Raw genomic sequence first — 18,776 nt, 5'->3', positions numbered from 1 at the left:
TAGGCAAGCCTAACCTCCGGCGGCGGACCCGTCAGCGGGGGCGGCCCCGGATCAGTAGCCGTCGGTCCCGGCGGGCGCCTCGTCCGCACCGCCCTCGTCGAACCCGGCGAGCACCGCACCGGTGCCGGAGAGACCGAGCCGGGTGGCGCCGGCGGCAATCATCGCCTGCGCGTCGTCCAGGGTGCGCACGCCGCCCGACGCCTTGATCCCGAGGCGGCCGCCGACCGTGGCGGCCATGATCTCGACGGCGTGCACCGAGGCTCCGCCGGCCGGGTGGAAGCCCGTGGAGGTCTTCACGAAGTCGGCCCCGGCCGCCTCGGCGGCGCGGCAGGCGGCGACGATCTCGGTGTCCGTGAGAGCGGCGGACTCGATGATGACCTTGAGGATCTTGTCCGACGGCACGGCGGCACGGACCGCGGCGATGTCCTCCTGGACGAGGTCGAAGCCGCCGGCCTTGGCCGCACCGATGTCGATGACCATGTCGACCTCGTCGGCACCGTCCAGCACCGAGCGCGCGGCCTCGGCGGCCTTGATCTCCGAGGCGTGCTTGCCCGAGGGGAACCCGCACACCGTGGCGACGGCGAGCCGGCCCCCGGCGGACTCGACCGCGTGCGAGACGAAGGTGGGTGAGACGCAGACGGAGAAGACCCCGAGCGCGGCACCCTCGGTGACCAGCGCGGAGACGTCGGCGGCCGTCGCCTCGGGCTTCAGCAGCGTGTGGTCGACGTAGCGGGCCAGCGCGGCACGGTCGGTCGGGACGGTCGGGTCGGTCATGGGTTCGGTGCTCATCGCAGAGCCCCCTCGATCTTCTGGTAGCCGGGCAGGATCAGGTCGTCGACGAGCGCGCGCCGCTCGTCGTGGTGGATGAAGGCGCTCCACGCGGCCGTCATGGTGACGTCGGCGAGGTCGTCGATCGTCCAGCCCGCCTCCGAGACGAGCAGCCGCATCTCGTGCGACATCGACGTCCGCGACATCAGCCGGTTGTCCGTGTTGAGCGTGACGGCGAAGTCGAGCTCCTTCAGGCGGGTGATGGGGTGGTCGGCGACCGTGGTGACACCGGGCGCGGCGGCGGTCTGCAGGTTGGAGACCGGGCACACCTCCAGGGCGATCTGGTGGTCGCGGACCCAGTGCGCGAGCCGGCCGAGCGTGGCGGACCGGTCGTGCTCCGAGAAGACGATGTCCTCCATGATCCGCACGCCGTGCCCGAGCCGGTCGGCCTGGCCCAGGTGCACCGCCTGGGAGATCGACTCCAGGCCGGCGGCCTCACCCGCGTGGATCGTGGTCGGGAAGTTCTGCTCCGCCAGGAAGCGCCACACCTCGGCGTGCCGGTCCGGGGCGAAACCGTCCTCGGGCCCGGCGATGTCGAAGCCGACGACCCCTGCGTCGCGGTAGGCGACGGCGAGCTCGGCGATCTCGACCCAGCGGTCGGTGTGGCGCATCGCGGTGACGAGCTGGCCGACCCGGATGGTGCGGCCCTGCTCGGCCGCCTCGCGCACACCCTCGTCGATGCCGTGCTGCACGGCCTCCACGGTGTCGGGCAGGGACATCCCCCGCTGCAGGTGCTGCTCGGGCGCCCAGCGCTGCTCGGCGTAGACCACGCCGTCCGCGGCGAGGTCCAGCACGGCCTCGCGTGCCGCCCGGGCCAGCGCCTCCGGCGTCTGCATGACCGCGATCGTGTGGTCGAAGGTCTCGAGGTAGCGCGGCAGCGACCCGGAGTCGGCGGCGTCGCGGAACCAGGTGGCGAGCGCGTCGGCGTCGTTCGCGGGCAGCTCGTGCCCCACCGCGTCCGCGAGCTCGAGCACCGTCTGCGGCCGCAGCCCGCCGTCGAGGTGGTCGTGCAGCAGGACCTTGGGCAGATCGCCGATGGCGTCGAGAAGGGCTTGCGTCATGGCCCCCAACCTACCTGCGCCCACGGCACGGCGGAGGACTCCTCCGCCGCGCCGTGAGCGGACTCACGCGGACGCGGTGCCGCCGAGGTCGTCCGGATCGTCGGACGGCACCTCGATGTCCTGCTCGACCACGTCCGCCTCGTTGGCGGACCCCTCCAGGTCCGGCCGGGGGAAGCCCGGGTGGTAGTCCTCGACCTCGGCCTCGTGCTGCGGCCGCGCAGGCGGCGCCCCGGCCTCCTCGACCAGGCTCGTGGTGTCGTCGGGGGTCTCCAGACCCGCGTCCCGCCAGGCGTCGTTCGGGGTGGTGCTCATGCCCCCATGGTGTCGTGCCGAGCGCCTCGACGCGAGGTGGCTCAGTGCAGACGGTCCAGGACGATCGGACGACGCGACACGGCCGTGCCGACCGGGCCCAGCGACCACCCGCCGTCGAGCGCGTCCAGGGCACGCTCGAACCGCTCGGGCGTGTCCGTGTGCAGCGTCAGGACCGGCTGACCGGCCACCACCTGCTCGCCCGGCCGCGCATGGATCTCGACGCCGGCGCCGGCCTGCACCGGGTCCTCCTTGCGGGAGCGACCCGCACCGAGGCGCCAGGCCGCGACGCCGACGGCGTAGGCGTCGAGCTCGGTGACCACGCCGTCACGGTCGGCGACGACCTGGTGCTGGTGCGTCGCCGTCGGCAGCGGCGCGTCCGGGTCACCGCCCTGCGCGGCGATCATGCGCCGCCAGACGTCCATGGCCCGTCCGTCGCTCAGGGCGCGGCGGACGTCGTCCTCGTCCGCGGGACGACCGGCCGCGGCGAGCATCTCGACGGCCAGCGCCACGGTCAGGTCGACGACGTCGTCCGGGCCGCCGCCGTCGAGCACCTCGACTGACTCCCGGACCTCCAGCGCGTTCCCGGCCGTGCGCCCGAGCGGGACCGACATGTCGGTCAGCAGGGCGACGGTGCGGACCCCGGCGTCGGTGCCCAGCTCGACCATGGTGCGGGCGAGCTCGCGCGCCTGGGCCAGCTCCTTCATGAACGCGCCGGAGCCGACCTTGACGTCCAGGACGAGCGCGCCCGTGCCCTCGGCGATCTTCTTGGACATGATCGAGCTCGCGATGAGGGGCACCGCCTCGACGGTGCTCGTCACGTCCCGCAGCGCGTAGAGCTTCTTGTCCGCCGGGGCGAGTCCCGCACCGGCGGCGCAGATGACGGCGCCCACGTCGTCGAGCTGGGCGAGCACGTCCTCGTTGCTCAACGCGGCGCGCCACCCGGGGATCGACTCGAGCTTGTCCAGCGTGCCGCCGGTGTGGCCGAGACCGCGGCCCGAGAGCTGCGGGACGGCCACACCGAACGCCGCGACCAGCGGGGCCAGCGGCAGGGTGATCTTGTCCCCCACGCCACCGGTCGAGTGCTTGTCGGCCGTCGGTCGCGTCAGCGAGGAGAAGTCCATCCGCTCGCCGGAGGCGATCATCGCCTGCGTCCAGCGGGAGATCTCGCCCCGGCTCATCCCGTTGAGCAGGATCGCCATCGCGAGGGCGGACATCTGCTCCTCGGCGACGACACCCCGCGTGTAGGCGTCGATCACCCAGTCGATCTGGGCGTCCGACAGGTGGTGTCGGTCCCGCTTGGTGCGGATGACGTCGACGGCGTCGAACGGTTCGCTCATCGTTCCAGGTCCTCCGGTCCGAACGCCTGCGGCAGCAGGTCGGACATGGGTACGACGCCGAGTGGCGTCTCGACGATCAGGTCGGCACCGCCGTGCTCCCACAGCAGCTGGCGGCAACGGCCGCAGGGGGTGATGACGCGGCCGCGGGCGTCGACGCACGTGAAGGCGGTCAGCCGCCCGCCACCACCGGTCACCAGGGCCGAGACGAGGGAGCACTCGGCGCACAGCGTGACGCCGTAGGCGGCGTTCTCGACGTTGCAGCCCACCAGCAGCCGGCCGTCGTCCGCGTACGCCGCCGCGCCGACGGCGTACCCGGAGTACGGCACGTAGGCGTGGCGGGTCACGTCCGTAGCGGCCGACCGCAGGGCGTCCCAGTCGATCGAGGACGTCACGGCGCTACTCCTTCGTGTACGGCCTGGCCAGCGCTGCTGGTGGCCGCGACCGGCCGACGAGCCCGGCGACGGCGAACAGCGTCACGATGTACGGCAGCATCAGCATGAACTGGCTCGGCACCGGCGACCCGACGACCGAGAGCACGTTCTGCAGGTTCGTGGCGAACCCGAAGAGCAGGCCGGCCAGGGCCGCCCGGACGGGGTTCCACTTGCCGAAGATCATCGCGGCCAGGGCGATGAAGCCCGCGCCCGCGGTCATCTCGCGGTTGAACTGGTTGATGGAGACCACCGTGTAGAACGCACCGCCCATGCCGCCCACGGCACCGGCGATCAGCAGCGCGCGGTACCGGGTGCGCAGCACCTCGATGCCGACGGTGTCGGCGGCGCGCGGGTGCTCGCCCACGGCACGCAGCCGCAGCCCCCACCGGGTGCGGAACAGGCCGTACCAGACGAGGAAGACGACGACGGGCATCAGGTACACGACGATCGTCTGGTCGAACAGCACCGGGCCGATGACGGGGATCCGCTCGAGGAACGGGATCGGCAGGCGCTCGAACCGGGTCGTGGAGTTCAGCGTCTGGGTGTTGGGGACCAGGACCAGCGAGTAGAAGAAGCTCGTCAGGCCGATCACCAGCACGTTGAGGACCACACCGACGATGATCTGGTTCACCCGGTAGGTGATCGTGAAGACCGCCAGGACGAGGCCGACCAGCGCGGCGGCGATCATGGCCGCCACCAGCCCGGCCCACGGGCTGTTGGTCAGCGACCCCACGACCGCCGCGGTGAACGCACCGGCCAGGAGCTGGCTCTCGATGGCGATGTTGATCGTGCCCGACCGCTCACCGATGACACCGCTCAACGAGCCGTACACCAGCGGTACGGACAGCGCGACGGCGCCACCGAGGAGCCCGACGACGGACAGGTCGCGCGGGCTGCCCGCGGCGGCCCAGGCGAGGAAGCCGAAGAGCAGGGCGGCGGCGTACACGCTGGTCACCCACAGCGGCGTCCGGCGACCGTCACGGGTCGCCAGGACCGAGACGACGAGCAGCGCCGCGGCGACGGCGGCGCACACCCAGGCGGTGCCCATGCCCGGGATCACGTACACCGGGATCTGGAAGAAGTCCGTCGGGGTGGACAGGGCGAAGCGTGCGCTGCCCTCGCGCGGGGCGAGCAGCATCAGCAGGGCGTACAGCGCCAGCACGACGGCCAGGGCGATCGGCGTCTTCCACGAGATGGTGCTGACGGTGCGGGGCGCGTCCGGCGCACCCGTGGTGGCGCCGTCCACGGTCGGGGCGGTCATGCCGCCACCTCCTTCCGCGCGGCCTGCGACCGCTTCTTCTTCGGCTTGCTGCCCGGCTGCGGGAGCCGGAAGATCGCGCGCACCAGCGGCGGCGCCGCGATGAACAGCACGATGAGGGACTGCACGACGAGCACGATCTCGATGGGGATGCCCTCGGCGGCCTGCATCGCGGAACCACCCGCCTTGAACCCGCCGAAGAGGATGCCCGCACCGAGCACGCCGATCGGGTTCGAGTTGCCCAGCAGGGCCACGGTGATGGCGTCGAAGCCGATCCCGGCGTCGATGTCCGCACCGAACCCGGTGGTCACGGTCCCGAGGACCTGGGTGACGCCGGCCAGACCGACCAGCGCACCGGCGACGAGCATCACCGAGACGGTGGACCGCGAGACGTCGATGCCGGCGACCCGCGCAGCACGCGGGTTCTGCCCCACGGCCCGGTAGGAGAAGCCGATGGCCGAGCGGTTGAGGATCCACCACACGACGGCGACGGCGATCAGCGCCAGGATGAAGCCCCAGTGCAGGTTGTACCGCTCACCGAGGAGCGGGGGCAGCTGTGCGGACTCGGGCGTCGGCGGGGTCTTCGGGTTCGCCGACCCCGGGGCCTGCATCAGCCCGGGCGTCGCCAGGAAGTACGACAGCAGGTAGAACGCGACGTAGTTGAGCATGATCGTCACGATGACCTCGTGGGCCCCGGTGCGTGCCTTGAGCAGACCCGCGATACCGGCCCACAGGGCTCCGGCGAGGATGCCCGCGACCAGGGCGAGGATCAGGTGGAGCGGGAACGGCAGTCCGGTGACGCCGAAGCCGACCCAGCCGGCCGCAGCGGCGGACATGAGCATCTGGCCCTGACCACCGATGTTGAGCAGGCCCGCGCGGAAGGCGATCGCCACGCCGAGACCGGCGGCGATCAACGGCGTCGCGTTGGTCAGCGTCTGCGTCAGCGGCCGGATGGCTCCGGCGAACGTCTCGGCCTGGAAGTTGTACACGGCCCCTTGGAAGAGAGCCGAGTAGGCGCCCCCGACGGCCTCTCCGACCGCCGCGAACGTGTCGGAGGGCCGGGAGAAGAAGTAGCCGGACGCCTGCTGGACGGCCTCATCGGTGACGATGATCATCAGCGACCCGGCGAGGACGGCGAGCAGGATCGCGCCGAGCGACACGGCCCAGCCACCGGAGATGATCCGGTGGAAGGCGTCCTGCCAGCGACCGTCCTCCTCGGCGAGCTCGGCCTCGCGGGCGCGGTCCTGCTCCAGCGCCTCGGCGAGGCCCGGGTCGGCCGCGGGGTCGACCTTTTCCATGTCGGCCGCGAGCCGGTTGTCGGAGGAGTCGGCGGAGTGCCGGTCCGGAGTCTCGCTCACGCGGCGTCTCCTTCGCTCTCGGGCGCGACGCCGGCCATCATGAGGCCGAGCACGTCGCGCGGGGTGTCGGCGGGCACGATGCCGACGACGCGACCGCGGTACATGACCATGATCCGGTCGGCGAGGGCCACCGCCTCGTCGAGCTCCGTCGAGACCACGACGACCGGGATCCCCTGGTCACGGGTCTCGACGATGCGCTTGTGGATGAACTCGATGGAGCCGACGTCGACGCCGCGGGTCGGCTGGGCCGCCACGAGCAGCCGCAGCTCGCGGGACATCTCCCGCGCGAGGACGACCTTCTGCTGGTTGCCGCCGGACAGGCGACCGACCGGCAGGTCGATACCCGTCGTCCGGACGTCGAACTCGTCGACCTTCTCGCGCGCGAACTCGTCGCGCAGGCCGAGCTGCAGCGACCCCGCCCGCACGAACGGTGCGCCGTCGGTCCGGTCGAGGATGAGGTTCTCGGCGATGGTGAACTCGCCGACCAGGCCGCTGGTGCTGCGGTCCTCGGGCACGAAGCCGACTCCCGCGTCGAGGACCTTGCGGACGCTGCGGCCCTTGAGCTCCTCGCCGTCGAGCCGGATCGACCCCTCGAAGTCCGGGTACAGGCCGATGAGCGCCTCGGTGAGCTCCGTCTGCCCGTTGCCCTGCACGCCCGCGACCACGAGGATCTCGCCGCCGTGGACGGTGAAGCTGACGTCGTCGACGACGACCTGGCCGTCCGGGCGCGCGACCACGAGGTGCTCCACGGCGAGCTCGTTCTCGCCGTGCCGCGGGGGCTCCTTGTCGACGGTGAGCTGGACCGCTCGGCCGACCATGAGCGAGGCGAGCTCGTTGTCCGACGCGGTCGGCTCGGCCTCGCCGACGACCTTGCCGTGCCGGACGACGGTGATGCGGTCGGCGACCTCGCGCACCTCGCGCAGCTTGTGGGTGATGAAGACGATGGCCTTGCCCTCGTCCTTGAGCTGACGCATGATCGCCATCAGCTCGTCGGTCTCCTGCGGGGTGAGCACCGCGGTCGGCTCGTCGAAGACGAGCACCTGGGCGTCACGGCTGAGCGCCTTGATGATCTCCACGCGCTGCTGGACACCGACGGGCAGGTCCTCCACGAGCGCGTCCGGGTCCACGTGGAACCCGAAGCGGTCGGCGGTGCTGCGGACGGTCTCGCGCGCCGCCGCCAGGTCGAGGATGCCCGGACCCGACGTCGTCTCGTGGCCGAGCATGACGTTCTCGGCCACGGAGAACACCGGCACGAGCATGAAGTGCTGGTGCACCATGCCGATCCCGGCGCCCATCGCGTCGCCGGGGCCCTGGAAGTTCTGGACCTCGCCGTCCAGGAGGATCTCGCCCTCGTCGGCGTCGTAGAGCCCGTACAGGACGTTCATCAGCGTGGACTTGCCAGCGCCGTTCTCGCCGAGGAGGCAGTGGATCTCCCCCGGTTCGACCACCAGGTCGATGTGGTCGTTCGCCACCAGCGCGCCGAAGCGCTTGGTGATCCCACGCAGCTCGAGCCTCATCGCGGTCAGCCGCCCTTTCCTTACGTTTCTGCCGGCCAGCCTAGGCCGCGCCGCACGGCGGGACGCGGTGGGCGAACCCACCGTGTCCCGCCGTCGCGGCAGTCGGTCCTCAGCCGGTCACTCGGCCAGGTAGGACGTGACCTCGAGCTCGCCGTCGATGATCTGCTGGCGCAGCTCGTCGACCTCGGTCATGAGCTCCGGGTCCACCTTGTCCTCGAAGTCGTGCAGCGGAGCCAGGCCGACGCCCTCGTTCTCCAGCGTGCCGACGTAGGTCTCCGGGTCGAACTCGCCCTGACCCGCCGCGAGGACGGCCTCGTAGGTGGAGACGTCCATCCGCTTGAGGATGGAGGTCAGCACGTACTCCTGGGTGGTCGGGTCCGTCTCGTAGAAGTCGGCGTCGACGCCCACGAGCGCGACGTCGCGCCCGGAGTCCTCGATCGCCGCGATGGCCGACTGGTAGATCGGGCCACCGACGGGGAGGATCACGTCGACACCCTGGTCGAGGATGTTCTTCGCCGTGGTCTTGGCCGTCTCGTTGGCGGTGAAGCCGCCGGTGAAGGCACCGTCCTCGCCACCGGAGTAGCCGATGACCTCGACGTCCGCGTCGTTGACCTCGTTGTAGTGCTCGACGCCCTGCTTGAAGCCGTCCATGAAGATCGTCACGGTCGGGAACGGCTGGCCGCCGAAGGTGCCGACCTTGCCGGCCTCGGAGTAGCCCGCCGACAGGTAGCCCGCCAGGAACGCGGCCTCGGCCGTGTTGTACAGCAGCGGCTTGATGTTGTCCGCGTCGGTCTCGCCGTCGAAGTCGTTGTCCGCGGCGTCGTCGACGAGGATGTAGTGGGTCTCCGGGTTGGCGTTCGCCGACTCGACCGTGTCGGCCGAGAGGGCGAAGCCCACCGACACGATGGCGTCGCAGCCCTGGTCGACCAGCGACTGCAGGTTCGGCTGGAAGTCGGTCTCGGACTGCGACTGCACGTCCGTCAGCTCGGCGCCGAGCTCCTCGGCCGCCTGCTGGGCGCCTTCGAAGCTGAGCTGGTTGAAGCTCTTGTCGTCGAAGCCGCCCTGGTCGGAGACGATGCACGGGGAGAAGTCGACGGCCTCGGTCTCGGCCCCCGTCTCCGTGCTCTCGTCGGCCGTGTCCTCCGGGGCCGCTCCGCACGCCGCGAGGGTCAGCGCGGCCGCGCCGGCGAGGGCGGTGAACTTGATCGCACTCTTCACCTGTCGCTCCTGTCGATGAGGGTGGTGGGTGAGCCCGGGATCGTCCCCGTCTCACGATCAGAGATGACAGCCTAACCATGCGTGCGGGCCCGCAGGACCACGAGCCCAACCCGTGTCCGAGTCGTTATCGAATGGGAACGACGGCGGAATGACGTACGTCACAGCCGGTCGGGATCACCCGAGCGCGACCCTCGCCAGGACCCGCGCACCGATCGCGATGGCACGCTCGTCGACGACCAGGTCGCCCTGGTGGATGTCGTACCGGCGCTGCCCCGGGGTCGCGGTGCCGAGCCGTGCCATCGCCCCGGGCACCTTGGTCAGGTACCAGGCGAAGTCCTCCCCGCCCAGGGACTGCTCGGTGAGCACCACGCCGTCCTCGCCGAGCACCGCGGCACCCGCCGCCTCGAGGGCGGCCGTGACCTCGGCGTCGTTGTCGACCGGCGGGACGCCGCGCAGGTGGTAGACGCTGACCTCGACGTCGTACGGGGCCACGACCTGCTCGACGGCGTCGAGCAGGACCTGGCCGGCCCGCTCCCACGCCCGCACGTCCAGGCACCGCAGGGTGCCCTTGGCCACCCCCGTGGCCGGGATGGCGTTGTGGGCGTTGCCCGCCTCGACGGCGCCCCAGGTGAGGTTGACGCCCGAACGCGGGTCCAGCCGTCGCCCGAGCACCGCCGGCACCTGGGTGATGACCTGGCCCAGGGCGTAGACGACGTCACCGGTCAGGTGCGGCCGGGAGGTGTGCCCGCCGCTGGAGGAGAGCGTCACGGTGACGAGGTCGGAGGCGGAGGTGATCGGGCCGATCCGCGTCCCGAGCCGCCCGACGTCGAGCTTCGGCTCGGTGTGCACCGCGACGATCCGCTCCACACCGTCCAGGACCCCCTGGGCCAGGACGTCGTGGGCACCGCCGGGCATGATCTCCTCGGCCGGCTGGAAGATCAGGCGGACCCCGGTCTCCAGGAGGCCTTCTTCGGCGAGCCGCGCCAGGGCGAGACCGGCGCCGAGGACGACCGCCGCGTGGACGTCGTGGCCGCACGCGTGCGCCACCCCCGGCACGGTCGAGACGAAGTCGCAGCCGCACACGTCGTCCAGGGGCAGGGCGTCGATGTCCGCGCGCAGGGCCGTGCGCCCCCGGCCCGGGACGTCCGGGCCGACGTCGCACGTCAGCCCGGTCCCGTCCAGCAGCCGGGGCTGCAGCCCGGCGGCCCGCAGCCGCTCGGCCAGCACCGCCGTCGTCCGGACCTCCTGACGCGCCGTCTCCGGGTGGGCGTGCAAGTCACGGCGCACCGCCACGACCTCGTCCTCCAGGGCGGCGACGACCTCGTCGAGGCGTGCCTGCGCCGCCCCGCTCACAGCAGGTCCTCCCGCCCGTGGTCGCGGACCGCGTCGACCATGCTCCGGACCTGCTGGGCCCGGGCACGCGTGGTCACCAGGACGGCGTCGGGGGTGTCGACGACGACCACGTCGTCGATGCCCAGCAACGTCACGGTCCGGCCGCTCGCCGGGACGACGACCGACCCGGCGCTCTGGACCCGGACGACGTCGGCGCTCTCGCCGAGCACCTTCGACCCCGCGTCGTCGTCGGCCGGCAGCAGCGCCGCCAGGGAGTTGAAGTCACCGACGTCGTCCCAGCCGAACGGGCCCGGGACCATGGCGACGCCGCCGTCCGCGGCGACCGGCTCGGCGACGGCGTGGTCGATGGCGATCCGCTCCAGCCCCGGCCAGGTCTCGGCCAGCACCCGGTCACGGTCCGGCGTGTCCCACGCCGCGGCGATCCGGCGCAGCCCGTCGTGCAGCGCCGGGCGCTGCGCGGCCAGGTGACCGAGCAGCACGTCCGTGCTCGCGACGAAGATCCCGGCGTTCCAGCGGTACTCCCCCGAGGCCAGGTAGGTGCGCGCCGTCTCGGCGTCGGGCTTCTCCGTGAACCCGCTGACGTGCACGGCGCTCGGCGCCCCCTCGAGGCCGAGGGGCTCGGCCCCGTGGACGTAGCCGAACGCGGTCGAGGGGCGGGACGCGGCGATGCCGATCGTCGTGACGTACCCCGCCCGGGCGGCCTCCACCGCCTCGCGCACCGAGCGCTCGAACTCGCGGGTGCCGGAGATGACCTGGTCCGCGGCGAAGGACCCGAGGACGACCTCGCCGTGGCGTCGCTCCAGCACGGCCGCGGCCAGCCCGATCGCCGCCATCGAGTCGCGCGGCGACGGCTCGGCCAGCACCTGGTCCTCGCCGAGCCCGGGGAGCTGGGCGCGCACGGCGGCGGCGTGCGCCGTGCCCGTGACGACGACGACGCCGTCCGGACCGGTGAGCGGCGTCAACCGGTCGGCGGTGCCCTGCAGCAGGCTGCGCCCGGAACCGGTCAGGTCGTGCAGGAACTTCGGGGCGCCCGCGCGCGAGAGCGGCCACAGACGGGTCCCGGACCCCCCGGCGGGGATGACGGCACGGAACCCGGGAATAGCAGAAAGCATGTTCGCAGCATAGTGACGCCGGGCGTCGGGACGACGTGACCCCTGTGGGATCGATCACAGATCCACCACGCGGACGCCATTTTTCCGGCGGCCGTGACCCGATCGCAACCGGGTGTCACTACAGTGTCCTCACGTAACCCCGCCAGCATCCGCCAATGGAGGCCCCACCGTGCCGACTGCCCCCGCTGGCACGCTCTACCGCGGCCGTGAAGGCATGTGGTCCTGGGTCGCGCACCGCGTGACCGGCGTGTCGATCTTCTTCTTCCTGCTCGTGCACGTGCTCGACACGTCGCTCGTGCGCGTCTCCCCCGAGGCGTACAACGCCGTCATCGGCACCTACCAGACGCCGATCATGGGGCTGGGAGAGGCCGGCCTGGTGGCCGCGATCGTCTTCCACGCGTTCAACGGCCTGCGCATCGCGCTCGTCGACTTCTGGTCGGAGGGGGCCCGCTACCAGCGAGTCATGCTCTGGGTCGTGCTCGGCCTGCTCGTCGTGACGATGGCCGGATTCCTGCCCCGCCACCTGATGAACGTGTTCGGAGCCGAATGATGACTACGCAGACCGACATCCCCACGCCCCGCTCCCCGTACGTGCGTCGCAAGACCACCCGGGGCAACTACGAGCTCTACTCGTGGGTCTTCATGCGGGCCTCCGGCGTCCTCCTCGTCGTGCTGGTCTTCGGGCACCTCTTCGTCAACCTCATGGTCGGCGACGGCGTCAAGGCCATCGACTTCGCGTTCGTCGGCGGCAAGTGGTCGAGCCCCTTCTGGCAGATCTGGGACCTGCTGATGCTCTGGCTGGCCATGATCCACGGCACCAACGGCGTCCGGACGATCATCAACGACTACGCCCAGCGGGACGTCACCCGCGGCGTGCTCAAGAGCCTGCTGTACCTGGCGTTCACCATCACCGTCGTGCTCGGCACGCTGGTGATCTTCACCTTCGACCCGTGCCCGCCGGACGCCCCGGCGGAGCTGCTCGCCTCGTTCTGCACGGCCTGAGCCGCGCGCACCACCCCACCCGCTGAACCACCACCGTCCGCAGGAGGCATCGGAACCGATGCAGACCCACCAGTACGACGTCGTCATCGTCGGCGCAGGTGGCGCCGGCATGCGCGCGGCGCTCGAGGCGTCCAAGGGCGCCCGCACCGCCGTCATCTCCAAGCTGTACCCCACGCGCTCCCACACCGGCGCCGCCCAGGGCGGCATGTGCGCCGCCCTGGCGAACGTCGAGGAGGACAACTGGGAGTGGCACACCTTCGACACGATCAAGGGCGGCGACTACCTCGTCGACCAGGACGCCGCGGAGGTGATGGCCAAGGAGGCCATCGACGCCGTGCTCGACCTGGAGCGGATGGGACTGCCGTTCAACCGCACGCCGGAGGGCCGGATCGACCAGCGCCGCTTCGGCGGGCACACGCGCAACCACGGTGAGGCGGCCGTGCGTCGCGCCTGCTACGCCGCGGACCGCACGGGTCACATGATCCTGCAGACGCTGTACCAGAACTGCGTGAAGCAGGACGTCGAGTTCTACAACGAGTTCTACGTGCTGGACCTGCTCACCGACCACGACCTGACGACCGAGCAGATCGAGGACGGCGCCGAGGTCAACGCCACCGGCGTGGTCGCCTACGACCTGGCCACCGGCGAGCTGCACGTCTTCCAGACCAAGGCGGTCGTGTTCGCCACCGGCGGTGCGGGCAAGATCTTCAAGACGACCTCCAACGCCCACACCCTGACCGGTGACGGCATGGCGCTGGCCTACCGCCGCGGCCTGCCGCTGGAGGACATGGAGTTCTTCCAGTTCCACCCCACGGGTCTGGCCGGCCTGGGCATCCTGCTGTCCGAGGCGGCCCGCGGCGAGGGCGGCATCCTGCGCAACGCCGACGGCGAGCGGTTCATGGAGCGCTACGCCCCGACCATCAAGGACCTCGCGCCCCGCGACATCGTGGCGCGGTCCATGGCGAACGAGGTCCGCGAGGGCCGCGGAGCCGGCCCGAACAAGGACTACGTCCTGCTGGACCTGACGCACCTCGAGCCGGCGCACATCGACGCCAAGCTGCCGGACATCACCGAGTTCGCCCGCACCTACCTCGGCATCGAGCCGTACACCGAGCCGGTGCCCGTCTACCCCACCGCGCACTACGCGATGGGTGGCGTGCCGACGAACATCAAGGGCGAGGTCCTGCGCGACGGCCACAACGTCGTCAAGGGGCTCTACGCCGCCGGTGAGGTCGCCTGCGTCTCCGTGCACGGGTCCAACCGTCTGGGCACCAACTCCCTGCTCGACATCAACGTCTTCGGCAAGCGGGCCGGCCGGTCGGCCGCCGCCTACGCGCAGACCGTCGAGCAGCACCTGCCGATCGTCGAGGAGCCGACGGCACGGGTCGAGGCGCAGCTCTCCGAGATGCGCGACCGCCCCGACGGCGAGCGCGTCGCCGACGTGCGCCAGGCGCTGCAGGAGACGATGGACGCCAACGCCCAGGTCTTCCGCACCGACGAGTCGCTGAACAAGGCCGCCGCCGAGATCCGCGAGCTGCAGAAGCGGTACCGCAACGTGTCGGTCCAGGACAAGGGCTCGCTGTTCAACACCGACCTCCTGGAGGCGATCGAGCTGGGCTTCCTGCTCGACATCGCCGAGGTCACCGTCGTCGCGGCGCTCAACCGGCGCGAGTCCCGGGGCGGTCACTACCGCGAGGACTTCCCGGACCGGGACGACGACAACTACATGCTGCACACGATGGCGTACCGCCGTCCGACGTCGGCCCCCGACGCCGCCGACGGGCATGTCGCGGGCTACTTCGACCACGTCGAGGACTTCGGGGACTACAAGGTCGTCCTCGGGTCCAAGCCCGTCACCATGACGCGCTACGAGCCGATGGAGCGGAAGTACTGATGACTGCTGTTCTCGAGAACTCGACCGACACCTCCGGCTCGGAGTCGCAGGCGGGTGCCGTCTCCTCCTTCCAGGTCACGCTGAAGATCCGCCGGTACAACCCGGAGGTCGCCTCCGAGCCGTACTGGGAGGAGCACACGGTCACCGCGCACGGCACCGACCGTGTCCTGGACGCCCTGCACAAGATCAAGTGGGAGCTCGACGGCTCGCTGACGTTCCGCCGGTCCTGCGCGCACGGCGTGTGCGGCTCGGACGCCATGCGGATCAACGGCCGCAACCGGCTGGCGTGCAAGACGCTCCTGAAGGACATCAACCCGGACAAGCCGATCACCGTCGAGGCCATCAAGGGCCTCCCGGTGCTCAAGGACCTCGTGGTCGACATGGAGCCGTTCTTCGCCTCCTACCGCGAGATCATGCCGTTCCTCATCACCTCGGGGAACGAGCCGAGCCGGGAGAACATCCAGTCGCAGGCCGACCGCGACCGGTTCGACGACACCACCAAGTGCATCCTGTGCGCGGCGTGCACGTCGTCCTGCCCCGTGTTCTGGACCGACGGCCAGTACTTCGGCCCGGCGGCGATCGTCAACGCCCACCGGTTCATCTTCGACTCCCGCGACCAGGGCGGCACCCAGCGCCTGGAGGTCCTCAACGACAAGGAGGGCGTGTGGCGCTGCCGCACGACCTTCAACTGCACCGAGGCCTGCCCGCGCGGCATCGAGGTCACCAAGGCGATCCAGGAGGTCAAGCGGGCGATGATCACCCGCGCCTTCTGAGCACCTGCCTCACTCGGTGAAGCCCGGCACGACGGTCGTCGTGCCGGGCTTCGCCGTCCGTTCAGCGGTTCAGGGGGTGTAGCGTGCGCGGCGCACCCCGCGGACCACCGGGCTGTACGGCTTCCCGTGACCGGCGCCCTGGCGAGCCATGCGCTCGATCTCCTCGGCGTGCCGCATCGCCTCGACCTCCTCCTCGGCGCGGACCACCTCGTCCATCCGCGGGGGGTCGTGCATCCAGGCGCAGATCATCAGCAGCACGCGGGACAGCACGTTCGCGAGCAGCAGGATCGTGCCGAGGGTGACGAAGGAACCGAGCAGGATGTTGCTCGACACGCTCGACGTCACCAGCGAGGTCCCCGCGGAGCGCAGCGCCCCCGAGACCGCCGCGGCCACCAGGCACCCGATGACCAGGTCCCGAGCCCGGCGCGGCCGGACCCTGCTCAGGACGCGCACCATGAGGAAGACGATGACGGCGTCCAGCACCAGGGCGACCGCCAGGCTCCCGGCGGAGAGCAGCGCGCCCAGGGCACCCGAGTCACCGAGCCAGTCCTCGACCTGGGTGGTCACGATGCTCGCGGCCGCCGTCACGACGATCATGGAGCCGAGCAGGACGAACCCGGCGAGCTGCCAGACCTTCGCCAGCACGGGGTTCACCCCGACGACGGGCGCGTCGAACATGGTGCGGATCGAGTGGCGCAGCGCGCCCATGAAGCTGATGGCGGTCCACAGCAGCACGACGGCGGCGACGAGCGTGGTCACGTTCCAGAGGTCCTGGACGACCAGGTCCGCGGGATCGAGCTGGTTCTCGCCGTCACCGATCAGCCCGGGCAGCCACAGCTCGATCTCGTCGGTCACCTGCGCCATCAGCTCGTCGTTGCTGCCCAGGGTCCTGGAGAACACCGAGAAGCCGATCGTCAGACCCGCACCGAGGGCGAACAGCGCCGTGTAGGCGATCCCGCCCGACAGCAGGTTGCCGCGCCGGGCCATGTACCACTGCAGCGCGCGGACCTCACGCCGGTCCTTGACCCACCCGACCAGGCGGGTCGCCCGGTCCTTCCACCGATCGAGACGTTCGGACACGTCCTCGACCCTAGCCGCCGGTCCCGTCGGCGGTGGGGCGTCGCGGTCGGCGCGGCGGCGGCCGCGGTCAGGACGGCCGGAGCATCTGCTTCCGGCCGCGCAGCGTGAACGGACGCTGGGGACGCCAGACGCCGTCGTCCCCGTGCTCGTACTGCCAGATCTCCGTGACCTCGAAGACGGCCTCGTAGCCGGCCATCTCGTCGAAGGCGCGGTCGAGCGCGGGTTCGGGCACCTCGTGAGCGATCGTGACGTGCGGGTGGTAGTTGAACCGGAGCTCCTGGGCGAGCACCCCGGACCGGGTCTGCTGCTCGAGCAGCTCGCACTCGGCGATGCCCTCGGCCAGCGTCATGAACACGACCGGGGACACCGGCCGGAACGTGCCGGTACCCCGCAGGTGCACCCGGAAGGGGGGCATCTCGTCGGCGACCTTCCGCAGGTGCTCGCCGACGGTGGGCATGTCGGCACGGTCCACGACGGTCGGCCCGATGACGGTGATGTGCGGCGGGATCGCCTGGGCCAAGGGGTCCTCGAACCGCGACCGGGCGTCCTGCAGCTGCGAGGCGTACGGCTCGGGCACCGCGATGGCGATGCCGATCCGCACCTGGCCGGGGCCCCGAGGAGGGATCCTCACCGGACGCCCCGCGGCAGCAGCCCGAAGCGGTCGAAGAGCCGGTCCTTCACCCCGCCGGCGATCTCACGGGCCCGGGCCGCGCCGTCGTCGAGCACCTTGTCGAGCTCCGCCGGGTCCGACAGGTAGGTGTTCGCGCGCTCCTGGAACGGCTCGAGGAAGGCCACGACGGCGTCGGCGAGGTCGACCTTGAGGTACCCGTACCCGCGCCCGTCGTACTCCGCGGCGATGTCGTCCACCTCCCGGCCGGTCACGGCCGAGTAGATCGACAACAGATTGGAGATCCCGGGCTTCTTCTCCCGGTCGAAGTAGACGGCGTAGGAGTCGTCGGCGTCGGTGACCGCCGACTTGATGGCCTTCGCGGCCTTCTTCGGGTTCTCCAGCAGCCAGATCACGCCCTTGCCGCCCGCGTTCGACTTCGACATCTTCGCGGTGGGGTTCTGCAGGTCCTGGATCTTGGCGGTGGCCGTGACGATGTGGGCCTCGGGCACGACGGCGGTCCCTGCGCCGAACCGGGCGTTGAGCCGCTCGGCGAGGTTCCGGGTCAGCTCGAGGTGCTGACGCTGGTCCTCGCCGACCGGCACCAGGGCGGCGTCGTAGACCAGGATGTCCGCCGCCATCAGCACGGGGTAGGTGAACAGCCCGACGGTGGTGCCGTCGGTGCCCTGGCGCGCCGACTTGTCCTTGAACTGCGTCATGCGGCTGGCCTCGCCGAACCCCGTCTGGCAGCTCAGCAACCAGGCGACCTCGGTGTGCTCCGGCACGTGGGACTGCACGAACAGGGCCGAGCGGGCCGGGTCGACGCCGCCCGCCAGGTACTGCGCGGCCGTGGCCCGGGTCCGCTCGCGCAGCGCCGCCGGCTCCGGGTTGACGGTCAGTGCGTGCAGGTCGACCACGCAGTACAGCGCCTGGTAGTCGTCCTGCAGGGCCACCCACTGCGTGAGCGCACCCAGGTAGTTGCCCAGGTGCAGCGAGGTGTCGGTCGGCTGCATGCCGGACAGGATGCGCGGGCGGGTGCCGGACGGTGCGCCCGGTGCGGAGGGGGATGCGGACATGGTCTTCATTCTGGCAGGTCTGACGGGTGGGCCTGAATCACCCGGGAGGTCGAGGTCGTGGGACGCGCGGGGCGAGACCGTCACGTGGCCTCGTCGTCGAAGGGTGCGGGCCCGTCGAGGGGCGCGTCGCCCGGGGGCCGTGCGGGCGTGGGCGGGCCGGCCGACGCCATGGGCACGGCGGTGTTGCCGGCCACGCCCAGACCTCCTGCCGTCGCCGTCGCTCCGGCCGCGGCCCCTGCCGCCGCACCGGCCCGTGCGGACGCCCGCTGCGCGGGTCGGGCCGGGGGGTCGTCGAGCAGGGCTTCCTTGACGATGCGTCGGGGGTCGTACTGACGCGGGTCGAGCTTCTGCCAGTCGACGTCGCGGAACTCGTCGCCCAGCTCGTCGTCCACCCGGGTCTTGGCGTCCTGCAGCATCGCCTTGCCCTGACGGACCAGCCGCCCGAGCTGCGCGGCGTAACGCGGCAGACGCTCGGGGCCGACGAGCACCAGCGCCAGCACGATGATGACGACGAGCTCGCCCCCGTTGATGCCGAAGACTCCCACGTCCGACAGCCTAG

Annotated in this window: 19 protein-coding genes; 4 read left to right on the top strand and 15 right to left on the bottom strand. The window is 71.3% G+C overall.

What is annotated here, in order from left to right:
* Positions 1-51 precede the first annotated feature (51 nt).
* The 11 genes from deoC to Q6347_RS09600 form a co-directional block, all read right to left on the bottom strand.
* Positions 52-789, bottom strand: a complete 738-nt coding sequence (gene deoC, locus Q6347_RS09650; protein ID WP_304603484.1) for a deoxyribose-phosphate aldolase — start codon at positions 787-789, stop codon at positions 52-54.
* On the bottom strand, positions 786-1,889 hold the full coding sequence (locus Q6347_RS09645) for an adenosine deaminase (RefSeq protein ID WP_304603483.1): 1,104 nt from the start codon (positions 1,887-1,889) through the stop codon (positions 786-788). Before Q6347_RS09645 ends, deoC begins: the two co-directional genes overlap by 4 nt.
* A gap of 63 nt (positions 1,890-1,952) precedes the next feature.
* Positions 1,953-2,201 (bottom strand): hypothetical protein, encoded by a 249-nt coding sequence (locus Q6347_RS09640; RefSeq protein ID WP_171247447.1) that lies wholly within the window; start codon positions 2,199-2,201, stop codon positions 1,953-1,955.
* Between the two features lie 41 nt (positions 2,202-2,242).
* A complete protein-coding gene (locus Q6347_RS09635; protein WP_304607227.1) occupies positions 2,243-3,538 on the bottom strand; it encodes a thymidine phosphorylase in 1,296 nt (431 codons plus the stop codon).
* Entirely contained in the window at positions 3,535-3,930 is a 396-nt protein-coding gene (locus tag Q6347_RS09630; RefSeq protein WP_171247445.1) for a cytidine deaminase, read from the bottom strand. Before Q6347_RS09630 ends, Q6347_RS09635 begins: the two co-directional genes overlap by 4 nt.
* 4 nt (positions 3,931-3,934) lie before the next feature.
* Positions 3,935-5,230: an ABC transporter permease gene (locus tag Q6347_RS09625; RefSeq protein ID WP_304603481.1), complete on the bottom strand. Its 1,296-nt coding sequence runs from the start codon at positions 5,228-5,230 to the stop codon at positions 3,935-3,937.
* The gene (locus tag Q6347_RS09620; protein ID WP_304607410.1) at positions 5,227-6,525 is read right to left on the bottom strand and encodes an ABC transporter permease; all 1,299 of its coding nucleotides are present in this window, start codon (positions 6,523-6,525) and stop codon (positions 5,227-5,229) included. Before Q6347_RS09620 ends, Q6347_RS09625 begins: the two co-directional genes overlap by 4 nt.
* Before the next feature lie 56 nt (positions 6,526-6,581).
* Positions 6,582-8,102 (bottom strand): ABC transporter ATP-binding protein, encoded by a 1,521-nt coding sequence (locus tag Q6347_RS09615; RefSeq protein ID WP_304603480.1) that lies wholly within the window; start codon positions 8,100-8,102, stop codon positions 6,582-6,584.
* A 117-nt stretch (positions 8,103-8,219) separates the two neighbouring features.
* Entirely contained in the window at positions 8,220-9,320 is a 1,101-nt protein-coding gene (locus tag Q6347_RS09610; RefSeq protein WP_171247442.1) for a BMP family protein, read from the bottom strand.
* 174 nt (positions 9,321-9,494) lie between these two features.
* Complete coding sequence (locus tag Q6347_RS09605; protein WP_304607226.1) at positions 9,495-10,673, bottom strand: amidohydrolase; 1,179 nt, start codon at positions 10,671-10,673, stop codon at positions 9,495-9,497.
* Positions 10,670-11,785, bottom strand: coding sequence for a mannose-1-phosphate guanylyltransferase (locus Q6347_RS09600; protein ID WP_304603478.1), 1,116 nt, complete (start codon positions 11,783-11,785; stop codon positions 10,670-10,672). The genes Q6347_RS09605 and Q6347_RS09600 overlap by 4 nt, the downstream gene beginning before the upstream one ends.
* Positions 11,786-11,999: 214 nt before the next feature.
* Here Q6347_RS09600 and sdhC point away from each other — a divergent pair, with 214 nt between their 5' ends.
* The 4 genes from sdhC to Q6347_RS09580 are packed head-to-tail and all read left to right on the top strand — an operon-like array spanning position 12,000 to position 15,454.
* The gene (gene sdhC / locus Q6347_RS09595) at positions 12,000-12,335 is read left to right on the top strand and encodes a succinate dehydrogenase, cytochrome b556 subunit (RefSeq protein ID WP_216077620.1); all 336 of its coding nucleotides are present in this window, start codon (positions 12,000-12,002) and stop codon (positions 12,333-12,335) included.
* Positions 12,335-12,787 carry a succinate dehydrogenase hydrophobic membrane anchor subunit gene (locus Q6347_RS09590; RefSeq protein WP_171247438.1) on the top strand — a complete coding sequence of 151 codons (453 nt, stop codon included), beginning with the start codon at positions 12,335-12,337 and terminating at the stop codon, positions 12,785-12,787. Before sdhC ends, Q6347_RS09590 begins: the two co-directional genes overlap by 1 nt.
* Positions 12,788-12,845: 58 nt before the next feature.
* Positions 12,846-14,681: a succinate dehydrogenase flavoprotein subunit gene (gene sdhA, locus Q6347_RS09585; protein ID WP_171247437.1), complete on the top strand. Its 1,836-nt coding sequence runs from the start codon at positions 12,846-12,848 to the stop codon at positions 14,679-14,681.
* On the top strand, positions 14,681-15,454 hold the full coding sequence (locus tag Q6347_RS09580; protein ID WP_171247436.1) for a succinate dehydrogenase iron-sulfur subunit: 774 nt from the start codon (positions 14,681-14,683) through the stop codon (positions 15,452-15,454). The genes sdhA and Q6347_RS09580 overlap by 1 nt, the downstream gene beginning before the upstream one ends.
* Positions 15,455-15,523: 69 nt before the next feature.
* Here Q6347_RS09580 and Q6347_RS09575 read toward each other — a convergent pair whose 3' ends face one another.
* The 4 genes from Q6347_RS09575 to Q6347_RS09560 form a co-directional block, all read right to left on the bottom strand.
* Entirely contained in the window at positions 15,524-16,534 is a 1,011-nt protein-coding gene (locus tag Q6347_RS09575; protein ID WP_304607225.1) for a YihY/virulence factor BrkB family protein, read from the bottom strand.
* 67 nt (positions 16,535-16,601) lie between these two features.
* A complete protein-coding gene (locus tag Q6347_RS09570; protein ID WP_304603476.1) occupies positions 16,602-17,165 on the bottom strand; it encodes a 2'-5' RNA ligase family protein in 564 nt (187 codons plus the stop codon).
* Positions 17,162-18,217, bottom strand: coding sequence for a tryptophan--tRNA ligase (trpS, locus tag Q6347_RS09565; protein ID WP_304607224.1), 1,056 nt, complete (start codon positions 18,215-18,217; stop codon positions 17,162-17,164). The genes Q6347_RS09570 and trpS overlap by 4 nt, the downstream gene beginning before the upstream one ends.
* Before the next feature lie 80 nt (positions 18,218-18,297).
* The gene (locus Q6347_RS09560; protein WP_304603475.1) at positions 18,298-18,762 is read right to left on the bottom strand and encodes a twin-arginine translocase TatA/TatE family subunit; all 465 of its coding nucleotides are present in this window, start codon (positions 18,760-18,762) and stop codon (positions 18,298-18,300) included.
* Between the last annotated feature and the right edge of the window lie 14 nt (positions 18,763-18,776).

The organism is Isoptericola sp. b408, assembly GCF_030588085.1.
Lineage (GTDB): Bacteria > Actinomycetota > Actinomycetes > Actinomycetales > Cellulomonadaceae > Isoptericola > Isoptericola sediminis.
This window is presented reverse-complemented; position numbering and strand designations above follow the sequence as displayed.